The organism is Paenibacillus sp. FSL R7-0297 (assembly GCF_038009025.1).
Lineage (GTDB): Bacteria > Bacillota > Bacilli > Paenibacillales > Paenibacillaceae > Paenibacillus_AQ.
In genome coordinates this window covers 4170657-4190775 of the sequence record NZ_JBBPAQ010000001.1, presented here as the reverse complement: position 1 = coordinate 4190775, position 20119 = coordinate 4170657, and the positions used below count along the sequence as shown (strand labels likewise).

Annotated in this window: 23 protein-coding genes and 1 pseudogene; 7 read left to right on the top strand and 17 right to left on the bottom strand. The window is 46.1% G+C overall.

Annotated features, from left to right (window positions below):
* Positions 1 to 157 precede the first annotated feature (157 nt).
* Complete coding sequence (locus tag MKZ24_RS18345) at positions 158 to 388, top strand: hypothetical protein (RefSeq protein WP_340785261.1); 231 nt, start codon at positions 158 to 160, stop codon at positions 386 to 388.
* A gap of 122 nt (positions 389 to 510) precedes the next feature.
* On the opposite strand, the gene MKZ24_RS18340 is transcribed toward MKZ24_RS18345, so the two are convergent.
* Positions 511 to 1494, bottom strand: coding sequence for an aldo/keto reductase (locus MKZ24_RS18340; RefSeq protein WP_340785259.1), 984 nt, complete (start codon positions 1492 to 1494; stop codon positions 511 to 513).
* Between the two features lie 87 nt (positions 1495 to 1581).
* Entirely contained in the window at positions 1582 to 2442 is an 861-nt protein-coding gene (locus MKZ24_RS18335) for an aminoglycoside phosphotransferase family protein (protein ID WP_052416499.1), read from the bottom strand.
* Positions 2443 to 2606: 164 nt separating this feature from the next.
* Between MKZ24_RS18335 and MKZ24_RS18330 the strand changes: the two genes are divergently transcribed.
* Positions 2607 to 3416, top strand: coding sequence for an alpha/beta fold hydrolase (locus MKZ24_RS18330; protein WP_042237202.1), 810 nt, complete (start codon positions 2607 to 2609; stop codon positions 3414 to 3416).
* A gap of 112 nt (positions 3417 to 3528) precedes the next feature.
* On the opposite strand, the gene MKZ24_RS18325 is transcribed toward MKZ24_RS18330, so the two are convergent.
* Positions 3529 to 4215, bottom strand: coding sequence for a metal-dependent hydrolase (locus MKZ24_RS18325; protein WP_042237204.1), 687 nt, complete (start codon positions 4213 to 4215; stop codon positions 3529 to 3531).
* A gap of 206 nt (positions 4216 to 4421) precedes the next feature.
* Here MKZ24_RS18325 and MKZ24_RS18320 point away from each other — a divergent pair, with 206 nt between their 5' ends.
* A complete protein-coding gene (locus MKZ24_RS18320; RefSeq protein ID WP_042237207.1) occupies positions 4422 to 5210 on the top strand; it encodes a PaaX family transcriptional regulator C-terminal domain-containing protein in 789 nt (262 codons plus the stop codon).
* 67 nt (positions 5211 to 5277) lie between these two features.
* Here MKZ24_RS18320 and MKZ24_RS18315 read toward each other — a convergent pair whose 3' ends face one another.
* From MKZ24_RS18315 to MKZ24_RS18250, 14 genes and pseudogenes are all read right to left on the bottom strand, one after another.
* A complete protein-coding gene (locus MKZ24_RS18315) occupies positions 5278 to 7398 on the bottom strand; it encodes a thioredoxin domain-containing protein (RefSeq protein ID WP_340785253.1) in 2121 nt (706 codons plus the stop codon).
* Between the two features lie 499 nt (positions 7399 to 7897).
* On the bottom strand, positions 7898 to 8347 hold the full coding sequence (locus tag MKZ24_RS18310) for a DUF1569 domain-containing protein (RefSeq protein WP_042237212.1): 450 nt from the start codon (positions 8345 to 8347) through the stop codon (positions 7898 to 7900).
* A gap of 256 nt (positions 8348 to 8603) precedes the next feature.
* Positions 8604 to 8993 carry a hypothetical protein gene (locus MKZ24_RS18305; protein ID WP_042237215.1) on the bottom strand — a complete coding sequence of 130 codons (390 nt, stop codon included), beginning with the start codon at positions 8991 to 8993 and terminating at the stop codon, positions 8604 to 8606.
* 283 nt (positions 8994 to 9276) lie between these two features.
* On the bottom strand, positions 9277 to 9891 hold the full coding sequence (locus tag MKZ24_RS18300) for a DUF4304 domain-containing protein (protein WP_340785247.1): 615 nt from the start codon (positions 9889 to 9891) through the stop codon (positions 9277 to 9279).
* 34 nt (positions 9892 to 9925) lie between these two features.
* Positions 9926 to 10123 carry a hypothetical protein gene (locus MKZ24_RS18295; protein WP_042237218.1) on the bottom strand — a complete coding sequence of 66 codons (198 nt, stop codon included), beginning with the start codon at positions 10121 to 10123 and terminating at the stop codon, positions 9926 to 9928.
* Positions 10124 to 10193: 70 nt separating this feature from the next.
* On the bottom strand, positions 10194 to 11588 hold the full coding sequence (locus MKZ24_RS18290) for an ADP-ribosylglycohydrolase family protein (RefSeq protein ID WP_340785243.1): 1395 nt from the start codon (positions 11586 to 11588) through the stop codon (positions 10194 to 10196).
* A 115-nt stretch (positions 11589 to 11703) separates the two neighbouring features.
* A complete protein-coding gene (locus MKZ24_RS18285) occupies positions 11704 to 11877 on the bottom strand; it encodes a hypothetical protein (protein ID WP_197072944.1) in 174 nt (57 codons plus the stop codon).
* Positions 11878 to 12218: 341 nt separating this feature from the next.
* A complete protein-coding gene (locus MKZ24_RS18280; protein WP_340785240.1) occupies positions 12219 to 13067 on the bottom strand; it encodes a hypothetical protein in 849 nt (282 codons plus the stop codon).
* A 630-nt stretch (positions 13068 to 13697) separates the two neighbouring features.
* Positions 13698 to 13919 (bottom strand): annotated as a pseudogene (locus MKZ24_RS18275) (IS5/IS1182 family transposase); the annotation flags it as partial.
* A complete protein-coding gene (locus MKZ24_RS18270; RefSeq protein ID WP_445253835.1) occupies positions 13901 to 14185 on the bottom strand; it encodes an NUDIX hydrolase in 285 nt (94 codons plus the stop codon). The gene MKZ24_RS18270 and the pseudogene MKZ24_RS18275, both read right to left, overlap by 19 nt.
* Before the next feature lie 143 nt (positions 14186 to 14328).
* Positions 14329 to 14856 (bottom strand): hypothetical protein, encoded by a 528-nt coding sequence (locus MKZ24_RS18265; RefSeq protein WP_340785236.1) that lies wholly within the window; start codon positions 14854 to 14856, stop codon positions 14329 to 14331.
* Between the two features lie 278 nt (positions 14857 to 15134).
* The gene (locus tag MKZ24_RS18260) at positions 15135 to 16106 is read right to left on the bottom strand and encodes a MerR family transcriptional regulator (RefSeq protein WP_231637908.1); all 972 of its coding nucleotides are present in this window, start codon (positions 16104 to 16106) and stop codon (positions 15135 to 15137) included.
* A 126-nt stretch (positions 16107 to 16232) separates the two neighbouring features.
* Positions 16233 to 16928: a hypothetical protein gene (locus tag MKZ24_RS18255; RefSeq protein WP_340785234.1), complete on the bottom strand. Its 696-nt coding sequence runs from the start codon at positions 16926 to 16928 to the stop codon at positions 16233 to 16235.
* Entirely contained in the window at positions 16903 to 17256 is a 354-nt protein-coding gene (locus tag MKZ24_RS18250) for a hypothetical protein (protein ID WP_340785230.1), read from the bottom strand. The genes MKZ24_RS18255 and MKZ24_RS18250 overlap by 26 nt, the downstream gene beginning before the upstream one ends.
* Before the next feature lie 501 nt (positions 17257 to 17757).
* On the opposite strand from MKZ24_RS18250, the gene MKZ24_RS18245 reads away from it, so the two are divergent.
* The 4 genes from MKZ24_RS18245 to MKZ24_RS18230 are packed head-to-tail and all read left to right on the top strand — an operon-like array spanning position 17758 to position 20099.
* Positions 17758 to 18093, top strand: a complete 336-nt coding sequence (locus MKZ24_RS18245) for a hypothetical protein (RefSeq protein ID WP_340785229.1) — start codon at positions 17758 to 17760, stop codon at positions 18091 to 18093.
* A gap of 12 nt (positions 18094 to 18105) precedes the next feature.
* Positions 18106 to 18978, top strand: a complete 873-nt coding sequence (locus MKZ24_RS18240) for a formylglycine-generating enzyme family protein (protein WP_340785227.1) — start codon at positions 18106 to 18108, stop codon at positions 18976 to 18978.
* A gap of 14 nt (positions 18979 to 18992) precedes the next feature.
* Positions 18993 to 19268, top strand: coding sequence for a MoaD/ThiS family protein (locus MKZ24_RS18235; protein ID WP_340785225.1), 276 nt, complete (start codon positions 18993 to 18995; stop codon positions 19266 to 19268).
* Between the two features lie 45 nt (positions 19269 to 19313).
* A complete protein-coding gene (locus MKZ24_RS18230; protein WP_340785223.1) occupies positions 19314 to 20099 on the top strand; it encodes a HesA/MoeB/ThiF family protein in 786 nt (261 codons plus the stop codon).
* Positions 20100 to 20119: the final 20 nt, after the last annotated feature.

The window sequence follows — 20119 nt, the reverse complement described above, 5'->3', positions numbered from 1 at the left end:
TTTTTTTGTGCTCAGTGTTATTTTTCACAGCTCAGCAGACTATTCTCCCTGAAGGATTGTGACTCTCTGCGGCTACCCATAGCTGCATCAGGTTCTTTCTTAACTTCCCGTCTTATGATATGGTTTATGCATAAGTGAATAGAAATGGAGTGTAACGATGAGCAAGAACAGAGTGTGGAACAGAGGCAAACATAATGGTGCCGGCCTGTCCAAAAAGACCCCCGCTAACGTAGAATCCGAAGGCGCAGCAGAGACGGCTCCGTCAGAGGACATCAGCCCCCTGGAGACTCCGAATCCGCGGATTGATACGGTGAAGCCGATGAACCGCAGCAATTGGGTATCCAGACCCGCCCGCGTGAAGCCGCAGAACCCTGAGCGCAATAAGTAGCTTGCCTTGTATAGGCAGCAGCTGAAGATTACCTGCATCCAAAAAAGAGGATCCGCATGCCTTACGCGGCTCCTCTTTTATCATAAAACGCACACTCTTAGCTGGTTCCCGAAGTGCAGCTGCTATAGATTCAAGCTTCGCATACTCTGCTCCGGATAACGCATGCCCGAGGCAGCCCCTTGAGGCGCAGCCTCATCAATCTGCTGCAGCTCCTCAGCGGTCAGCTCTATGTCCAGTGCACCTACGTTCTCTTCCAGATACTTCGTCCGTTTCGTTCCCGGGATCGGCACGATGTCCTCCCCTTGCTTCAACAGCCAGGCCAGCGCAAGCTGCGAGGGCTCGCAGCCTTTCCCGGCAGCAATCTGCTTGATGCGTTCCACAAGATCCAGATTCTTCTTGAAATTATCCCCCTGGAAGCGGGGGGAGTTGCGGCGGTAATCGTCCTCGGCCAGATCCTCGAAGCTCTGAATCTGTCCGGTCAGGAAACCGCGTCCCAGCGGACTGTACGGCACGAAGCCAATCCCCAGCTCGCGGACAAGCGGCAGAATCTCGTCCTCCACCTCACGGCTCCACAGGGAATATTCGGTCTGCAGCGCCGTTACCGGATGAATGGCATGAGCGCGGCGGATAGTAGCCGGCCCTGCCTCAGACAGCCCAATGTAGCGGATTTTGCCTGCTGCAACGAGATCGGCCATCGCACCAACGGTTTCTTCAATGGGCGTGTTCGGATCTACCCTGTGCTGATAATATAGATCAATATGATCAACGCCAAGCCGCAGGAGACTGGCATCGCAAGCCGACTTCACATAGTCCGGACGGCCATTGATGCCGAGCATCTGCCCTTCCGGACTGCGCACATTGCCGAATTTGGTCGCCAGCACAAGCTCGTTCCGTTTGCCTTTAACCGCTTTGCCGACCAGTTCCTCATTCCTTCCCACACCATACATATCTGCCGTATCCAGAAAAGTAACGCCCAGGTCAATAGCCCGGTGAATCGTGCGGATGGATTCCGCTTCATCCCGGCCGCTGTAGAAATCGGACATGCCCATGCAGCCCAATCCTAATGCGGATACCTTCAGTTTACCGCCTAACACTCTAGTATTCATTCCCTGCCTCCGCCTCCCGGTTTGAAATTGAACGCTTGTCTTCCCAGATCATACCACAATCAAGTTTGAATATCATTCTGCGTTGCTTCAGAGCAGGCCCTCCGGCAAATATGAATTCCGCCTCAGGACAGTCTGTACAACTGAAAGTGTATCTTGAAACACCGGAATACCTGTAGTTCTATGCAGCTGGAGCCAGCGCAGACAAGCCAGCGCCTCGAATAGCTCAAGCTCTGCTGCTGAGTAACTGCTTTTGGCGAGAAATGCCGCACGGTAGACTTCTGAGTACTGCTCCCCCGCATAGATCCGGAGGATTAGAATAGACCAGGCTATATCATATCTAGGATCGCCCAGCTGGACATTCGTCCAGTCAATAATGGTGTATGATCCGGCTGCCTCCAGAATATTGCCCGCATGGTAGTCTCCATGAATCAGATGATGCGAGGTTATTCCAGCCTTGTCTGCCAACCCCAGCGCCAGCCTTCTGATCTCCGGCTGACCTCCCCACTCCGGGAAGAAGTAATCTGCGAAATCATATGCGGGTACGTTTATTCTGGTTAAAGATTCGCCCGGAAGGTTATGTATATCCAGCAGATTTTCTGCTATGGCTGTAAGAATTGAGGGATTCGCTTCCTTGAGGGGCACACCGTCGAAGCTGGTTAACAGCACCTGATTGTCCTCAGGGTCCAATCCCCAGGCATACGGCTGTGACACCGCGCAGCCGTGCCTGTACATCTGCTCCAGCACTTTATATTGAAGAGAGATATCCGGCCGGGAATCCCGGTTCCATATTTTGAACACAAGCTCAGTATCCGGCATTGTAACTTTGTACACCTCGGCTTCCAGCCCGCCCTTAAGCGGGGTTATAACTGCCTCACCAGCGTTACCCAGTAGCAACTCACACTCTGTACTTCGATCTTTCCAGCGGACATTGCTTAGAATATTATTCATGGTTATGAACCTTCCTTTCGGTTGAATTTCTTATGAATGATTCCTTTACGCCTTGCATTATGCAGCTGCTGTAAATTCAATTGCTTGTATTCTAGGCACTTTCCTCAGGCGCCTGAATAATATATCCCAATTAAACAATACAACGGATAAATGAGGGAAGCTATATGGAACATTGGATCAGAGTCGAACCGAACGTGAAGATTTATATTAATGATATCAACCCTCTGGGCAGCCGAACGATTCTCTTCATCCATGGCTGGCCTGCTAACCACCAGATGTTCGAATATCAGTACAACCAGCTGGTGCCGATGGGCTACCGTTGCATCGGGATGGACATGCGGGGATTCGGCAAATCGGATAAACCGCTGGGCCGGTACGACTACAACCGCTTAGCTGATGACATCCGCTGTGTGATCGGAGCTTTGGGACTGCAGGATATTACGCTCGGCGGGCATTCAACCGGCGGAGCCGTAGCGATCCGTTATATGGCCCGGCACCAGGGATATGGTGTCTCCAGGCTTGCACTATTCGCTTCGGCAGCCCCCAGTCTGATTCAGCGGCCGGGTTTCCCTTACGGGACGACCAGAGAAGCTATTGAGCAGATCATTCAGACTACTTATGAGGATCGTCCCAAGATGCTGCATGATTTCGGAGAAATTTTCTTCTATCAAAAAGTATCGCAGCCGTTCTCAGACTGGTTCTTCCAATTAGGGCTTGAGGCCGCAAGCTGGTCTACCATCGCTGTCTCCAAAGCCTGGCTTGAGGAAGAGCTGTTTGATGATCTTCCCCGGATACTGGTGCCTACGCTGATTCTGCACGGTATTCATGATCAAGTGTGCTTTTTCCCGCTGGCTGAGGCACAGCATCAAGGAATCCGTAATTCGGTACTGATCCCCTTCGAGAATAGCGGCCACGGCTTATTCTATGACGAACGCGACAAATTCAACCTGGAGCTATCCCGGTTCGCCAAGTAGAGTCATCCGCCATATAACAACAGCCGTTTCTTTGCGGAAGCAAAAAAACGGCTGTTTAGTCATTTTAAATCACGTATCAGTTAGTTCATCCTTAATCTTTCTGTATCCAACCTTACAGCTCCAGCGTCTCTCCATAAGCAAGTGCTGTACCACGGATTCCCGCATCTTCCAGCGCCTGGACGAAAGCTCCCGCATCCTGGCGGATCGGCGGGAAGGTGTTGTAGTGTACCGGCAGCACACTCTTGGCCCCCAGCCATTTCGCAGCAAGGAGTGCATGCTCAGGTCCCATAGTGAAATGCCCGCCGATCGGCAGAATCGCCAGATCAATCTCGTACAGCTCCCCGAACATTTTCAGATCACTGAATAGCCCAGTGTCTCCCGCATGCAGGATAGTCCGTCCCTCAGCCTCAATAATGAAACCCGTAGGTGTGCCTCCATAGATGCGCTGTCCGTCTTCGAGTGTAATACTGGAGGTGTGGAAGGCATGGATCATCGTCGCTTTGGCAAAACCAAGATCCACCGTCCCCCCAATGTTCATGCCAATCGTCTTGGCACCCTTCCCTTCGAAGTAAGAAGCTAATTCCACAGTGGCTACAATTGGGGCGCTATTGCGCTCAGCAATCGGTGCAGCGTCCAAAATGTGGTCCCCATGAGCGTGCGTCAACAGCACGGCATCTGTCTTAATATCCTCGACCTTCGTGACAGCAGCGGAATTGCCGCTAATGAACGGATCGATAATCAGTGACTTGCCGTTCACCTCAATTTGCACACAGGAATGGCCGTGGTAGATAATTTTCATAGATTGTCTCTCCTCTTCGTTGTTATTTTCAATGGGCATTAAGCGATTGAATCGTGCAAAAACCCAAAGTTTACGTTACAATGACACCAAGCTGCTCTGAAACCAGACATGCTAGTGAATCGATACAATATAACTATTTTTAATACGTTCGTTCGTTTTTATGATATATTCATTTCTGCCAGCTGTCAAGAGAGGTGTGAAGAACATTGCTGTCCGTTGAGAAAACCATGCTGTTCCTGGTATCCAAGGTGGAGCAGATGGGCGCCCAGCAGTTTGTTGAGATTTACGAGCAAAGGGGATATACCTCCACCTATATCCGCAATGCCCTGTCCCGTCTGAAAAAGGAAGGCTATATCGCTTCCCCGTCACGCTCCTGGTACAACGTTACTGCCGAGGGCCTCGCTTACATTAGAGCGATTAACAGCAAGCCCGCCCGGTATCAGGAGCAGTGGGATCACACCTGGGATGTGGTCATGCTGGAGGTTCCTGAATCTGAACGCAAGAAGCGCGACCAATTCCGTACGGCGCTCGGACAGCTGGGCTATGGTCTTCTATATAACAGTGTGTACATTTCACCTTGGAACTATCGCGATGAAGTCGCAGCGTATATCCAGAAGCTGGAGCTGGAAGGTAAGGTGTCCATTCTGCAAGGCCAATTCCAGGAAGGCTCCATTACACCGCACAAAGCACAAGCGATCTGGCATCTGGACGAAATTGAAGCCATGTATCAGCTAAAATCGGTCTGGCTGCAGGAAGAATTCGTTCCATCTTTACACGAAGCTCTCCATGCGGGTCAGCCTCTGCAGCTATTCCTGCTATATTTGCAGATGGGAGAGGAGTTAAGCGGGCTGTTTATGGCCGATCCTTATCTCCCGGATGAACTGCTGCCGGACCATTGGCCGGGTAAACGGATTATTGCTGCCATGAACGAACATATGCGTAGAGCCGCACAGGCAATTCCTGCGGATTCGTTCTATGCCCCTTTCGTCCGGTAAGATATTCTTGGCAAAGCACTTAACACAAAGAGCAGCCCAAACCGCAGGCTGCTCTTTGTGTTATATACTAACCCTCGCGATTACCGGAGGCCAAAAGCTCCCGGACCGCCTCCATATTCGTAAGCGGCGCACGACAGGCAAAGTTACGGCAGACATAGGCGGTCGCATCGCCGCGAATCGCCCGTTTGTCCGCCAGATGAGGCAGTAGGCGGAGAATGCCTTCGCTATCCCCTTCCCAGTTGACGATTAACGCAGCGTCAGGCAGATAGGCCTGCTGGACCTGAGCCAGCATTCCGTGCAGAGCCGGGTCTTCTTTTTTGCCGGAAAGGACCCATTCCCTGCCGCCGGAGGCCATCGCCAGATGAGCCTGCAGATACATCGCATAACCAGGAGGATACTCTGCTGCTGCAGATGAGAGCACCGCAGCTGTACGCTCTGCAATGCCTTTCAACTCTACATCCTGGGCAATCACCGACAGCTTCCAGAGCAGCTTCGCCGCTACCGAATTCCCGGATGGAATGGCACCGTCATATAATTCCTTCGAGCGGATCGGCAGTTTCTCCCCGTCATGGCCGGTGAAGAAGAAGCCTCCGCCTTCAGAATCGTGGAACAGCTCCAACAGCCCATCCTTAAGAATCAGAGCGCGTTCCAGATAGACCGCTTGACCCGTAGCCTCATATAATTCGCTGAGTCCCCAGATCAGGAAGGCATAGTCATCCACATAAGCCGGAATCGCCGCCTCCCCGTCACGGTAACGGGCCAGCAGCCGGCCATCCTCACGCCGCAGCTTGTCCCAGATGAAATTCGCCGCCGCTTCTGCGGCCTGGGCATATTCCGGCTTTTGCAGCGCCATGGCCCCTTGGGCCAGCGCCGCGATCATCAGCCCGTTCCACGAAGTGAGCACCTTATCATCCTTGAGCGGATGAATGCGCTGCTCCCTGTACTCAAACAGCTTCCCGCGCCATTCCTCCATCCGGGTCCGCAGACCCAGCGGGTTCATGCCCATGCGCTCCGCCATTTCTTCCGGCAGCCCCTGCAGCAGATTCGGAATATTAGCTCCCTCGAAGTTGCCTTCCGGGGTAATCCCGTAGACATGACAATACGAATGCATATCTTCCAGCCCCAGAGCTTCCTCAATCTCATCACGGGAGAAGACGTAGAACTTCCCTTCCACACCTTCCGAATCCGCATCCTCCGCAGAGTAGAAAGCGCCTTCGGGAGAGGTCATATCGCGCAGGACATAGGTGAAGATCTGCTCGGCAATCTCCGCATACAGCGGTTTCCCGGTAATCTGGAAGGCTTCCAGATAGACGTTCGCAAGGAGTGCGTTATCATAGAGCATTTTCTCAAAATGCGGCACCAGCCATTCCCGGTCCGTGGAATACCGCGAGAACCCGAAGCCTACATGGTCGTACATTCCGCCCCGGTACATCGACTCCAGCGTCTTCTCCACCATGCGGAGCGCTTCCGGCTGATTGTGCATCTGGCTGTACGCCAGCAGGAAGGACAAATTATGCGGTGAAGGAAACTTCGGCGCATTGCCGAACCCGCCATATTCCTCGTCGAACTGGCGCCGGTACAGCTCATACGCCTCATGCAGCAGCTCATCGCCCGGGATACCGCCGTCCACATCAGCCGAGTTATACGCATTCTTACGGTCAAGCGTATGCAGCTCTTCAAGCAGGTCATCGCCCAGCTTATTCAGCGCCTCGCCATCCTGCTCCCACTTCGTATGAATCTGCTCCAGCACATCCATCAGCCCGATCCGCCCGAACATCTGCCGCTTCGGGAAATACGTCCCGGCATAGAACGGCTTCTTCTCCGGCGTCAGCAGCACCGTCAGCGGCCATCCCCCGCTCCCCGTCAGCGCCTGACACACCGACATATACAGCGCATCAATATCCGGCCGCTCCTCGCGGTCTACTTTGATGGCTACGTAGTGATTGTTGAGGAGCTTCGCGACTTCTGGGTCCTCGAAGGATTCGCGTTCCATTACGTGACACCAATGACAAGTTGAATAGCCGACTGAAAGGAAAATCGGCTTGTTCTCGGCCTGCGCTTTGGCAAAAGCCTCCTCTCCCCATGGGTACCAGTCCACGGGGTTGTGGGCGTGTTGTAAGAGATAGGGTGATTTTTCGTTAGCTAATCTATTAGATGATTTGTGAATTGTCACGGGGTGTCCCCTCATTTCGGATAATTTGGGTAAAGTATTGTCTAGGGATAGTTTACCCAAAATTGTGGGGGTAGGCGCAGTTAATAAAAATGTCTTTACACTAGAGTATATTATTTTCTTGTTGTTAATACCCTATTCTCATGCGAGATCATAGCGAATACCATGGTCGAACCTCTGTATTCCTCATTTATTTACTATAAAGTTTAAATAATCCGCTTCTATTTCCATATTCCCTCCCTCAACAATCACACTTTGAAAGGCAACAGCGGTTCCGAACTTTTACCTACCTCAAATCACTGACGACGAAGTGTTTGACTTCTGATTGCTCAAACTCAGCGATTATATACATAGAGACGAGGGATAGAATTCTTATTGTTCTTCGCAAAAGAATGTCTAAGTACTTACTTGTTCCTACCGAAGTTATAGTGTTATCCTGCCCTTAAGCTGAATATGCAGCCGATCTCTCGGCTGCATATTGTCATAGTATTATCGATTCCCTTTTGTTGGACTTAATCTAAACGCCAAATTGCTTTAAATGATGGTCCAAATGCTTGTAAATCCCTTTCCCCCACTCCTCGGAAGTGAGTACTCCGAAAAAAGGATGTGGACGATTGTTACAATTCTTAGGACCATCACTTTGTAATATTAGTATATTTTGTTTTAGCTTTTCTTTTTCTACTTCAAATTCTCTCTTATCCACAATCATTATGGTTTGAATAGTAGACATATTGCGAGGAAGTGGTTTGTCGTTATAAAAAATTGGTTTTGCAAATTTTCCTATCAACATTCCTAACCAACTTCTTGGGGAATGGGACTTTCCCATTGCTATATCTTGAAAAGAGGAGCAATGCGCTAGCATTTGAGCAACATCCATTCGACCCCATTGCGGTTGAGTGCTTTGCATTAATTGATCAATGCGCACTAAAATTTCTTTTGAATGTGATAGATCAAATATATTATTCACTAGGACAACGACCTCCTGGCATTTCAAAAAATATTTGATTAATTATTAATCGATTAGGCTGTTTGCCTTCCTTGCTCTCCATTTATGTAGCCTCCTTAAGCGGTTTTGATCATAGTCAGTATTACCCGTTAAAAGGAAAAAAGACACTAAGGGAAGTTAGTGTCTCATAGTTTCGCATACCTAATCCATGTCTTACTTATGGATATTATAGAAGTTCAATAACTTAGAAAAATAAGCAGACCCTATACCTTAGAAATTATTTTTTGTTTTCTTTACTTAACAGATCGGCGAGTTCTTCCGAATTATGATCCTTTAAGTCCAGCATCTTTTCACTATTACTTTGTTTAATCAAGAAGCCGTTTTTGGTTTTAAAATCCATATAAAGGCTGTATTCAACAACTTTAGAATTAGCGTAAGTAACAGTCATTCGATAAGTTGGTGGACCCACATCAACAGACCCGCGTACTTTTTTAACAGTTCTTATAGCATCTTCGAAGATTTGAACGCTTTCACTGTCAGAGTAAGTGATCTCATTCGTTTCGGACACAAGATTAACACTAATGATATCTGGTTTTGGTCTGGCAAATACATAAATCAAAATGACTAAAAGTATAATTGAAATTGAAAAGATACTCATTTTTTTCATGAATTACCTCCTACTGAAGAAATCTGGAGACTGAATATTCAGCCTCCAGACAATTCTATAGCTCATTTGAGTAAGTGTTAGTAACTTCATTTAGCAAATTATCTTTGATATCATTATCTCGTGTCCCTTAAATGAGTCAAATAATACCTATAAAAGCAACATCCGCATATGTATGCCATGAACCATTCTGTTATCCACGTCAATCGCCTCTTGTCTAGAGAAGATTATCTGTAAATCGCATAACGAACCTCCCAAACGACGACATTGTGTTTACTTATAAGGTTCACCGTAATTGCACTTGCAGACCTAATCGGTAAGCCAATCCTGTAGCAAACTCTTTTTGAGAGTTTAGCTTCAGTTCGTTAAACACTCTTGTCATGCGAGCCTGTGCTTTTTCCATGTCACCTATTGAGCAATAGAGTACCGTTAAGTAGTGGGGATTCTCGTAAATCCCATCTTTCTCTCGTAACTCCATTACTTTGATTACATCGTTAATACTTTCAAACTGCCGAAGGTGAGGGAGTATATACTCTGTAATGTCTTTCATTATCATTCGTTTAAGTTGTTCAATGTTAGTATTGATAGTCAATCTGTACCAACTATCATTTTTCGTTAGTTCAGTGCCACGAATCCGTAAAACGGAGTTTATTTCCATTGGAAAAGATGGTTTCGGGTATAAATAAACTGTTCCGAATAATTCCTCTATATAAATGCCTGTATTGAAAAAGAACTCAACTTCATCTTGTGTATTCCACTTTGATGACTGAATGTTCACTGTCGCAGAGATGTTAGAACAAACATGGGCAAAGTTATTGCCCTGCTTCTTAAACCCCTCTACCTTAAACAAGGGAGCAATGGTTTCTTTTACAACTTCCTTCAATACATCCTGTATTGTCATGCGTGTTGATCCCCTTAGCGATAAAATCCTGTCTTCATTCGTCCATGTTATCCTCGACACATTTATCAGATATAACTTCAAAGTCACCTTTGAATATCAAATGCTTAACCACTTCAGCTGTTAGGGATTGGACGACTTTTTCAATTTCAGCATCAAACTCATCTATAGGTGCTTCTGGTAATAAACCGCATGGATTCCATTCATGAATAACTTGCCGTACAATATTTCCCATATGTATCTAGTCCTTCCTCAGCTATAGCCATGTTTACACTTCCAGACCTAACCGCCAAGCCAATCCTGCTTCAAATACCCAAATTCTCATTCACATACAGCTCGCTGGGTTGAATTCGGTGCTGGCCGGTATGTAACAGCTCTGGCAAACGCCCTATGCGCTCAGCCAAGCGGGATAGTTGTTGCTCATGAAAGTTAGATAACCCCGTATGAATCCGGTCTTGAAAAGGTTCAAGCCATCTCGCTTCCAAGCTGTCCGAGCCGAAATACACCCCGAGCAGCGAACCTGCTGTTGCTCCGAAGCTGTCCGTATCATTGCCTTGCATGACCTGCTTGCATATCCCGTCACCGACATTGTCTGCAAATCGAAATGTATTCATTAAAGTACCCATTTCCTGATACACCTGACAGTGGGAATAATTCGCATACTTCTGATGAATGCCCTGATAAGCTTCCAGCCAGTTATCTGCATTCCCTACCATCTGCAGGCAATCCTCGGTAATCTCATAGAATCGGCTCCTTCTAGGTACGAATTGTAGTGCAGTGCTTAGTATTTCAAGCGGATCGCGCAGTACGTGTGCGGCAGCAATTGCAGCGGCAATGAACATCGTGGCATAAATCCCCGTCCGGCGATGTGTAAAACTTGCATCACGCCAAGCCAGCTCAGCGGCAAGAGCGGGTTGACCGGGGCAGGCATAGCCGTAAGCATCTGCACGAATCGCCGCCCCGCATAGTTCTGTATCTTGCACCAGGAAGTCGGGCCAAGCCTCTATTTCAGAAGGATTGAATCGTTCCCGGTCATGCTCCAAATAGCTAATCCCCGACCGAATCAGGATGGCCCTCTCCGGCCCCCACGTTGTACTTATCGGAAGATGATTGATCCATAAATCTCTTAGATTCCTTTTCGTAAAACCCTCACCAAATTGCTCTAACGCCATCATTCCCATTAAGGTGTAATTGATATCATCATCAGGTGCTACATAACGAATCCGCCCCCGCGTTGTCTCGAACCAGGACCAATGACGACGATCCAAGGCATGGAGAACTTCTTCAGAAATATAATCATTCAGCGGCCATTCGCCTGCCGAGATTAACGCTTGACGTAATTCAGACAAATTGGGATTGATCTCGATCGGTTTGCCCAACATTGAACCACAGACTGAAGCGAGGAATCCTGCCTCTACACGCTTGGAGCTGTCCTTCAGATTCAATACTCCGATCTGGCCTAGAGGTCTATCCGGGTCGCATTCCCGCCATATCTCCTCCAAATCATCCGGCTCATAGTAAGGCCAATTGTCCCGCATTGGAATATCAGCCAGGCTATGGGCGAATTCTAAATAGGCATCATAGCTTGCGGGAAGCTGTCCCAACCGGGCTAGATAACCGGAGGTTTGGTGCCCCTGGGCAAATTTATTACGCAGAATCCCCTCTAATTGATGTTTAAGAAACGCAAGTGATGGTAGCATGTTATATCTCCTTTGCTCTGATTATTAATCTGCATGATGGAACAGCAGCCTGTCTTCCTTAACAGATGCTAACGTGATTCCGCGGATAAAGAATCTTTGGTGATACTTGGCGATCTCATTTCTTCCAATACTCTATCGTCACATCTGAATATTCATCTTCACTCAGAACAAATCCAAAACCCAGCTCCTCCGTTACCACAATCAAATCATTATGCATTTCATTCATTAATTTCATAATCATTTCTTTACAATCCAGTAGCGGGACTGCTACAGCAAGCGGAAAATTCAAATAAAGCTGATCCTCAGTCCTTAAAGCCACCCCAAACAATAGTGGTAACAATAATTGCGATAACAGAAACCACAACCGCAAGTAACCATCCCTTAGAGTCCGGCACTTCGTTCAACTTCATAACATCAAAGGATAAAGACTCTCCAGTCGATAAGGGGATAGCGCTATTAAAGGATATTCTAGAGAAAGATGATCATGACTGTAGCGGATTGCGGAGTTTTGTTAAAAATGATTATTTAAAAACGTTAATTAAGTCTGAGTTCTTAATGAAATATATTTTTATCAAAATAAGATAAACAAGCGGCAGAAATGACAACCACCGCTTGTATGTGTGTTAGATATTAGTGAACCTTGGCAGCAATATAAACCGTAGAACTGTTATAAAAATTATAGTAGATACCATTGCTCCAGATAAAATTACTTGGATCAGTAATTCCAGTATTTTGCGATGGATTTGGACCGTGTTTTTCTGACCAGGTTCCTGTGCTATTTTGAAGCATAAAATGATAATCGACATTATCTCCACCAAAACCATACTGGTCGGGAAGGTCAACTTTACCATTACCATTGGTATCAATCCAACCTATTCTTAAAGCTATTCGATGTTCATCGGCGTTAACGGCAGCAGTTCTGCTACTTAGTATTCGCCAGCCAGATATAAAATATAATGGATTTGTATTTCCATCTTGGACAACCAGGTTAGCAACATAATTTACATTCGTAAAATATTGTGAATCTGCGAGATTCGAAACACCATCTCCATCGCCAGGATTCATTTTCCCTGGGGCTTTGGTAGCATAACCATAACAGTTAACTGCAGAACTATTAACAGCCGAATAGGGCCATGCATGACCATAATCGGATGCCAAGGTGGCAAAAGATTCGTTTGGGAGTTCAAAAGTGGGAGTTAGTAAGTCCGGTTGAATTAATACGTCTCGGATAGTTGTAGATTCTGTTGGAAATACTAAACTTGATGTTTTTTTGAGTTCCCCAGAGGTAGTAACATTGCCAAGGGAGTCAACGATAATTGTATCCTCCCCCTGCCATTCACCGACCCAAGTCTTATCTGCCCCAGATGTTTGCACCTGTCTCAATGTACTATTATCAATTGGAGCAGCCAAAACTACCGAAGAGAGAGAAAGACTCGCAATTAATGTAAATGAAAATGCATACAAGGTTAATTTTTTCAATAATACCAATCCCTTCTTTTTTGATATAAGAACTTTACCATAAATTACTAATATATTGCATGAATAATGTCACTATATAAGCTGAACTTAACAATGTTGGCGAGCCGGTGAGCGAACCTCTTGCTGAGCAAGGACTTCACTGATGCAGTAAGTCAGATTCTTAAGTTCACTCTATATAAGTCAAATTTAAAGCCGCTTTGAAACTAAGTTAGACCAAATTAAACCAGAAAGTGTAATTGAAAATTAAATCAACTATTAAGGAATTTTTCCGAATGAGTAACATGAAAAGGTATGTACTATTATTTATGATATGTCTAGTTTTGAATCCGACGCCTATCTTTGCATCCACCCCCAGTTCAAAGTTTGTGAAAGTATCGTTTCTATAGAATCATGGTCTTTTATTAAAGGATGACAAAAGCTTCTGACCCTTGGGGGATGAATGACAAAGGACAACTGGGCGACGACGTTTCGCTCTTCGCCTGTACAAGTGCAAGGGCTTCCGAGAAGTAAAGGAATTTTAACAGGATATGATTTTTCTGCATCTTACCGAGTACGGTGTAGTGTATACATGTGCAGCGAACGATCAGGGCCAATTGGGGACATCCAGCAAAAAATAAGTTTGAAAAAACTGCTCTCGTCCATAAGTTTCAATATTCGTTTTAACCTAACAGTGAATATCGCCATAGCTCCCTGAATTTCCACGCCAACTAAACCCGAGGAGGATGCAACATCGTACCCGTGTCTGTGATTGAGTTCGCTATTTTCGGCTTCAATTTTGTAGCGTTCTTTAGTTTTGGCTTTAAAGGCTTCGCTTTCCTGAAACGCAGCTTGCTTTACATGTTCGTTGTTCTTTCACCCTTTGCCTTACATCTAAAATAATATCCGACCGAATCGACCGGACCTTTAACCGTTTGATAGGCTGCGAATGGTTTAAGGCATTCCACCTCAAATTCCGGATTAATTCCTATCGTATCAATTCTTGTCTCATTTCCTTCTATTTCGTATACATCTAATCCAGTCTCTTCTTTAACCTCTCTGATCAGTGTTTGGATCAACGACTCAAAGGGTTCAATTCTCCCCCCGGGAAGCTCGAACTTAAAGGAGGAATCTGTTTTCATTCTTCTTTGTATGACAATCTCAGGTTCTCCATCATTGAATCGTTCAATGATTGCTCTTGAATTAACGTAGAACATCGGATCCACCCTTTCTTAGATATGTGACACCCATGGCATAACGAATCGTTGCGATTCTTAATATTTCATTAGCTGCCAAACTTTGCTTCCCATTGCTCTAACCAAGCTTTATAACTCATAGAATGCACTTCTTCTAATGTTCTTCCATCTAATGACCATACGCCGCCATCCATGGCCTGATCGATTACTGGATAAGAATGTCCGCCTACTGCCTGGTTATCCACGACATAGATCCAAATTGCGGTTTTCCCTTTAGATTTAACAATATTCTCCGGTTTGGCGCTTGTGGATTTCCAGTTATCCAATGGATGGTTTGTTACTATGAACTTTTGTACGTTAACCTCTTTGTCCAGATAAACACTGGGATCTTCGGTTTGCAGCCCCCAGTAATTGGAATACGGTAAATTCATTAACTTTTCTTTTGTTAAGGTGTAGACTTCACTGGAGCCTTCATACGAAGAGACCTTGTAACCCTTAGATTCCAAATAATCTTTTGCCGCAGTAGCATTGTGGTCTAATGTTGTGGCACTATGGGAAGCGGAACAGCCCGTTAAACTGAATAGAAGCGTCATTAATGTTAAGACAATTCTGACCAAACCGTCCCCTCCTCCATTGATTTCTCGCTCTTATTGGGAACCATTACTCATTGACTATAACGAAATGAATTCAGCTTTGTTACACGTACGAAGATATATATGGAGTAGTTGATCATGGTTTGGGAGGTTTATCGTATGTAAGAGGAAATACCGATTGGAATTCACTGGCACGTTGTTCTATAGTATCTGCGGTTATAATCACAGCTGTGTAGTTTTGTATGTTAAGTACACCCAATTATAACCGCCGATTTCAATCTGCCTTACCCGGCGATCTACTCTTATACCCTCTCCTTAATCGGAAACAATAAATCAAGCTGTAAATCGTCCATTTTACCGCCTTTTTGTACGTAATTATAAAAATTCAACGTTTCTTCAAATCCTTGCCCCGCAACCGTCTCCAGCGATGTCCAGCGCGGAGAATCCCAATCATTATCATATTTATTGCTTGCGTCAACCCATTCTTTTAATAAACGCCAGTCCTCGAAGTCCCATGCCCTGAGCACATGTGCGGCATATAACCCGCCGTCGAACGTTCGTTTGACTAAAGGCGCGTGAACCTCTGTGTCGCCCGGAATGGATACCCACACCTCATATACATGAGATGGTTCTCCGATTCCTGCTGCCCCCTTAGAGCAGTCAAAACCAAAACTCCGGGCGTCGGGTTTAATGGTTAGCAGTCCGCTTTCGGTTACAAATTGCGTGATCATATCCAGTGCTTTGCCTTCGCAGCCTTCTCCTGTTGCATAAGCAGCAGCTACAGTCATGGGCGGCAGATAGACAATCCGCACATCTTTGTCCGCCAGCTTGTTTAAATTTTCATTTGCCTTGTTTAATTCTTCCATTGATTTTTCCTCCTTGAAGTTGATTTTCGAGACAGTCAAGGAATCCACAACCTCCAGTAAACTTGCGTCGTCAGGCAGCGCGAATTTCGCACCTCTGAGATTCAGATATTCGACAAAGGCTTTGATGACGCTGCGAATGGTAGAGAGCGCGGTGATTTCGTCCTCAATATCCGCAAGGTTACGCTCAAAGGCTTCGATGGCAACGCGCGCTTCCGCGCTCTGCAGAATCCCGGCAATTTGTTTGAGCGGTATCCGCAGTTTACGCAGAACGATAATCTGACGCAGACGTGTAATGGCTTCGGCATCGTATGCGCGGTATGCGGAATCTTCCTTTTTCGCAGGCGTAATCAATCCGATTTGCTCGTAATACCTAAGGGTACGGGTAGAGACTGAAAAGTGCTTTGACACCTGACTGATGGTTTGCAGTTCGATGACTATCCCTCCTTCTGAGAGTAAATATACAGGTTTACGCGACGTTAGAGTCAAGAGACCTGGTACCGGAAGCTTATGTAATTATCCTTAAGTATTACGATGTTACTCTATCTTCATCCATAGAGCATTCTGCCGGTCATCTGGACTTGATAAAACCATCATCCCAGATTGATGACCTTCAGGAACTAAGAATCCAACCCAACCGTTGAAGGGATTTCCTTCGGATACGCTGGGCGAATATTTGGAGAACATAAAAGAAGGGGTTCTCTTTAAAGTTACCGCGTCAATATACTCAAACCTATAATTATTTATTGATAGCGATGCCCCAGGTTTTTCAGATGCTAAGATTTCAAGGTTCACTTTTACAAGAACATAGGTATAACCGCTTGGAGCAGTTCCTTTTTTCTCCTCTAGGTTTTTCAAAACGTCCTTTCCCGTATTCGCTTCTTCGATAGAGACTGAACCAATGAATTTATCAAAATTTTCATTCATTTCGAAATACGCTTTTGAACCAAACATTAATGGATTGGACTCATTGTACCCGCCGTACATACTTATATCTCTTCTCAAAATACTAATTGTATTCGACTCAGGCATGACATGATATGATCCACCCATCCCTTCAATAACTGTGCGCAAAGGTACATAGGTCACTCCATCAATGACTTTAGCTTCCCCTTTAATGGCAGCCCCGTTTACCCTTAAAGAGTATGCTGCAGTGGCTGCATAGACCGTAATGGATAGACATACCACTGAAAACATGATAAGAAAACTAGACATTATAAACTTTTTGTTCACTATTGGCACACTCCCTGACCGATTTGCTTCCCATAATCTTTTTAATATTCGACAATATCCCCTTTTGCCCTTCCAAAAGAACTTCCCCCATGTGATTTTTTTCCAACAAAAAAACCGAAGCTTTATTTTCACCCCGGTTTCCATTGCTAACGTACTCAGTTACAAACTTTTCGGGAAAGGATTCTGTAAAATATTCATCGGAAGTTAGAATATAAGATAGAGCAAGGTATCTCAGGAAATTGCAGCCACTGCAATACTCCTCATACAGTATACCTAATATCTCCAGTTGCTCAGATTTTGCCTCATTGATTAAAAGATCATTTAACATGTTTGTTATTCTCTCTTGTTCAAACAGCCCGAAGCGGACTAGTCTTCTAATTTGCTTTTCTATTTCATGATATGCAAATTTGTCCTTATAGTCTCGGGAGATGAATTCAAAGTATTCTTGTATAACCTCTTAATTTTACACGAACTTAATAATGTCCACCTAATGAAAACATATCTATCACTTGTCCTCTCTGAAAAGGCAACATATCATGTGAGTTTACACAACGAAAACATAAATTGGGTTAATTAACATAGTTTTCACACTTTCGCTACATACGAGCTGTGGGAACTGGTTTATAATCCAAAAATAGATGGGAATTTTTTCTTTTATTTTTAATAATTCTCATAATAAAGGAGTGATTGGATGGCAGTTAAGTCCGTAGTATTGAATCGCACTTTAGCACAGCAATTTGTTAATGAAGTGAAAGCCCAGTATCCGAAGAAGGCGTTTGGTTTCTTTCTGTCTAATGAGAGATCCGGGGCCCCCACGGAGTACATCATTATGAAAGAGGACCAGAAGGACAATATGATGGATAAGTTCTATGATTACGGAAATTATTATCTGGATCATAAAGACGCCGGATTCTTAACCTCTCCGGAAGAGACGGTGCGGGTTGAGAAGTACATAAGAAACAGCCACCTGCACAAAGTCGGCGTCTTTCACAGCCACCAGCGCCATCCTGCCATTCTGGCCAAAGTGGATGTTGATTTGCATCCTTCCCCGGAAGTATGGCATTTGCTTATTTCGCTTCGGACCGTTGAATATCCGCAAATTCGTATCTTTTCGGTGGATTCCGCCAAGCGGGTGGGCGAAGTTGATATCCAATATACTTCATAAGGGGATGGTAAGGTGAGCAAGGACGCAGCTATTGAGCTACTGGAGCAGGAAACCGTACCGGATGATTTGATCCGGCTGGTAAGGGAAATATTCAAGACGGACCGCTTCGGCCGCCCCGTCGTTACCGACGGAGAAATTTTGTACAACGGTTATCAGCTGCTGAAGCAAATGCCCCACGCGCTGGAGGAAGAAATTCTATATTACCGGTTCTATAAAGACCGGAAGGAGCGCTACGAAGCGCTCATAGCTCCACATATGGTGGATCTGAAGCCGCAGCCTTTCAACATGGGCTCGGGACCTGACTCTAAGTACTTGTATTGTGGAGAGGAGCCGTTGCATCCCGTCAGACTGTCACCCTACAGGATCTCCAAAATTCCTGTAACAGAGGAAATGTATCATGAATATAACGCAAGCTATGAGGTATCAGGCAGCCGGTTTCCTGTGGTAAACGTGACTTGGTATGACGCCTTCATGTTCGCGGTCTGGTGTGATGCAGAGCTGCCCACTGAAGCTGAGTGGGAATATGCCTGCCGCGGCGGCATCTACGGCCCTTTCTTCTGCGCCGAGGAGCATTTAGCCGCTCATGCCTGGTTCAGCGAGAATTCAAAAGGTTCTCTGCATGAAATCGCCCAACATGCCGCTAACCCATACGGGCTGTACGATATGCTCGGAAATGTATGGGAATGGTGTTTGGATACGTATGATAGTGAATTCTATCACAAGAGCGATGTACTGAATCCCGTCAACTTGATGGTTCCCGGTAACAAAAGCTGCCGGGGTGGAAGCTTTCACTCTTTTACAGATATGTGCCGTCCTGCGTTCAGACATCATGAGCCCGCTTCTTTTTACGCATATGACTTGGGTTTCAGAGTATCCAAAAGATAAATGGAGGTTGACCTATGTCCACAGTTAAAGTATTGATCCCGCAATTTTTGAGCCACCTGATTGAACAAAAGCAAGAATTGCATGTTGAAGCTGGCAGTATGGAAGAGTTGAAGACCTTCTTCCAACAAAGCTACTCCGAATTCGGCGAAAGAATCTGGACCGAAGAAGGAGCGGCCAAACGGAATGTACTGTTCGTGCTTAACGATGAACTGATCAAGGCTAACAACGAGAATACCGAATTTGCTTCCGGCGATGAGCTTGGCATCATCCTGCAATTTGCCGGCGGCTGAAGCCCCTCTGCTAACAAACACTAATTAGATAAGGATGTGCACCGCATGACCACTCATTCCGAAACGGAATTAACGCAAGACGAGCTCGCACGGTATAGAAGACAGCTGATCTTACCGGAGATTGGCCCCGAAGGACAACAACGCATCAAAAAGGCCAAAGTCCTGGTCATTGGCGCGGGCGGCATCGGCTCTCCGCTGCTGCTGTATCTCGCCGCCGCAGGCATCGGACATATAAGCATCTATGATCATGATGTTCTGGACCTGACTAATATGAACCGGCAAATCATTCATGATTCCGGCAATGTCGGTGTCCCCAAGGTACAATCGGCGGAGCAAACCTTGAATCGTCTGAACCCCGGGCTACATTACGAGCTTCATGCGGAAAGATTAACCCGTGAAACCGCGCTGTCCATCGTGCCGCAATATGATATTGTCGTGAACGCCGTCGATAATCTGGATACCAGATATATGCTGAACGATGTCTGTGTAGAGCTTCGCATACCTCTGGTGGAAGGTAGTATCTTTCACTTTGAAGGTCAGGTGATGCTCATCTCTCCGGACGAGGATAGCGCGTGCTATCGATGCGTATATCCGGAGCCTCAGGAGCCGCCCAAGAAACAGGAATTTGGTGTAATTGGCGTAACCCCGGGAATTGTAGGCACGCTTCAAGCGGCGGAAGTGCTTAAATATGTGGCCGGAACGGGTCGATCGCTCAAAAACCGGATGATTTATTTTGATTTATTATCTGCCAGCTTCCGCGAGATTGAACTGAAGCCTGATCCGGATTGTCCGGTATGTTCGAAACTAAAACAGCAGCCGGTTCTTCTCTAGAACACATTCGCCAGCTGCAA

Coding starts and splice junctions, on each gene's coding strand:
- MKZ24_RS18345 (WP_340785261.1), top strand. CDS start 158: ATGAGCAAGAACAGAGTGTGGAACAGAGGCAAACATAATGGTGCCGGC.
- MKZ24_RS18340 (WP_340785259.1), bottom strand. CDS start 1,494: ATGAATACTAGAGTGTTAGGCGGTAAACTGAAGGTATCCGCATTAGGA.
- MKZ24_RS18335 (WP_052416499.1), bottom strand. CDS start 2,442: ATGAATAATATTCTAAGCAATGTCCGCTGGAAAGATCGAAGTACAGAG.
- MKZ24_RS18330 (WP_042237202.1), top strand. CDS start 2,607: ATGGAACATTGGATCAGAGTCGAACCGAACGTGAAGATTTATATTAAT.
- MKZ24_RS18325 (WP_042237204.1), bottom strand. CDS start 4,215: ATGAAAATTATCTACCACGGCCATTCCTGTGTGCAAATTGAGGTGAAC.
- MKZ24_RS18315 (WP_340785253.1), bottom strand. CDS start 7,398: ATGAGGGGACACCCCGTGACAATTCACAAATCATCTAATAGATTAGCT.
- MKZ24_RS18305 (WP_042237215.1), bottom strand. CDS start 8,993: ATGAAAAAAATGAGTATCTTTTCAATTTCAATTATACTTTTAGTCATT.
- MKZ24_RS18300 (WP_340785247.1), bottom strand. CDS start 9,891: ATGACAATACAGGATGTATTGAAGGAAGTTGTAAAAGAAACCATTGCT.
- MKZ24_RS18295 (WP_042237218.1), bottom strand. CDS start 10,123: ATGGGAAATATTGTACGGCAAGTTATTCATGAATGGAATCCATGCGGT.
- MKZ24_RS18290 (WP_340785243.1), bottom strand. CDS start 11,588: ATGCTACCATCACTTGCGTTTCTTAAACATCAATTAGAGGGGATTCTG.
- MKZ24_RS18270 (WP_445253835.1), bottom strand. CDS start 14,185: ATGAAAACAGATTCCTCCTTTAAGTTCGAGCTTCCCGGGGGGAGAATT.
- MKZ24_RS18250 (WP_340785230.1), bottom strand. CDS start 17,256: ATGTTAAATGATCTTTTAATCAATGAGGCAAAATCTGAGCAACTGGAG.
- MKZ24_RS18245 (WP_340785229.1), top strand. CDS start 17,758: ATGAAAGAGGACCAGAAGGACAATATGATGGATAAGTTCTATGATTAC.
- MKZ24_RS18235 (WP_340785225.1), top strand. CDS start 18,993: ATGTCCACAGTTAAAGTATTGATCCCGCAATTTTTGAGCCACCTGATT.
- MKZ24_RS18230 (WP_340785223.1), top strand. CDS start 19,314: ATGACCACTCATTCCGAAACGGAATTAACGCAAGACGAGCTCGCACGG.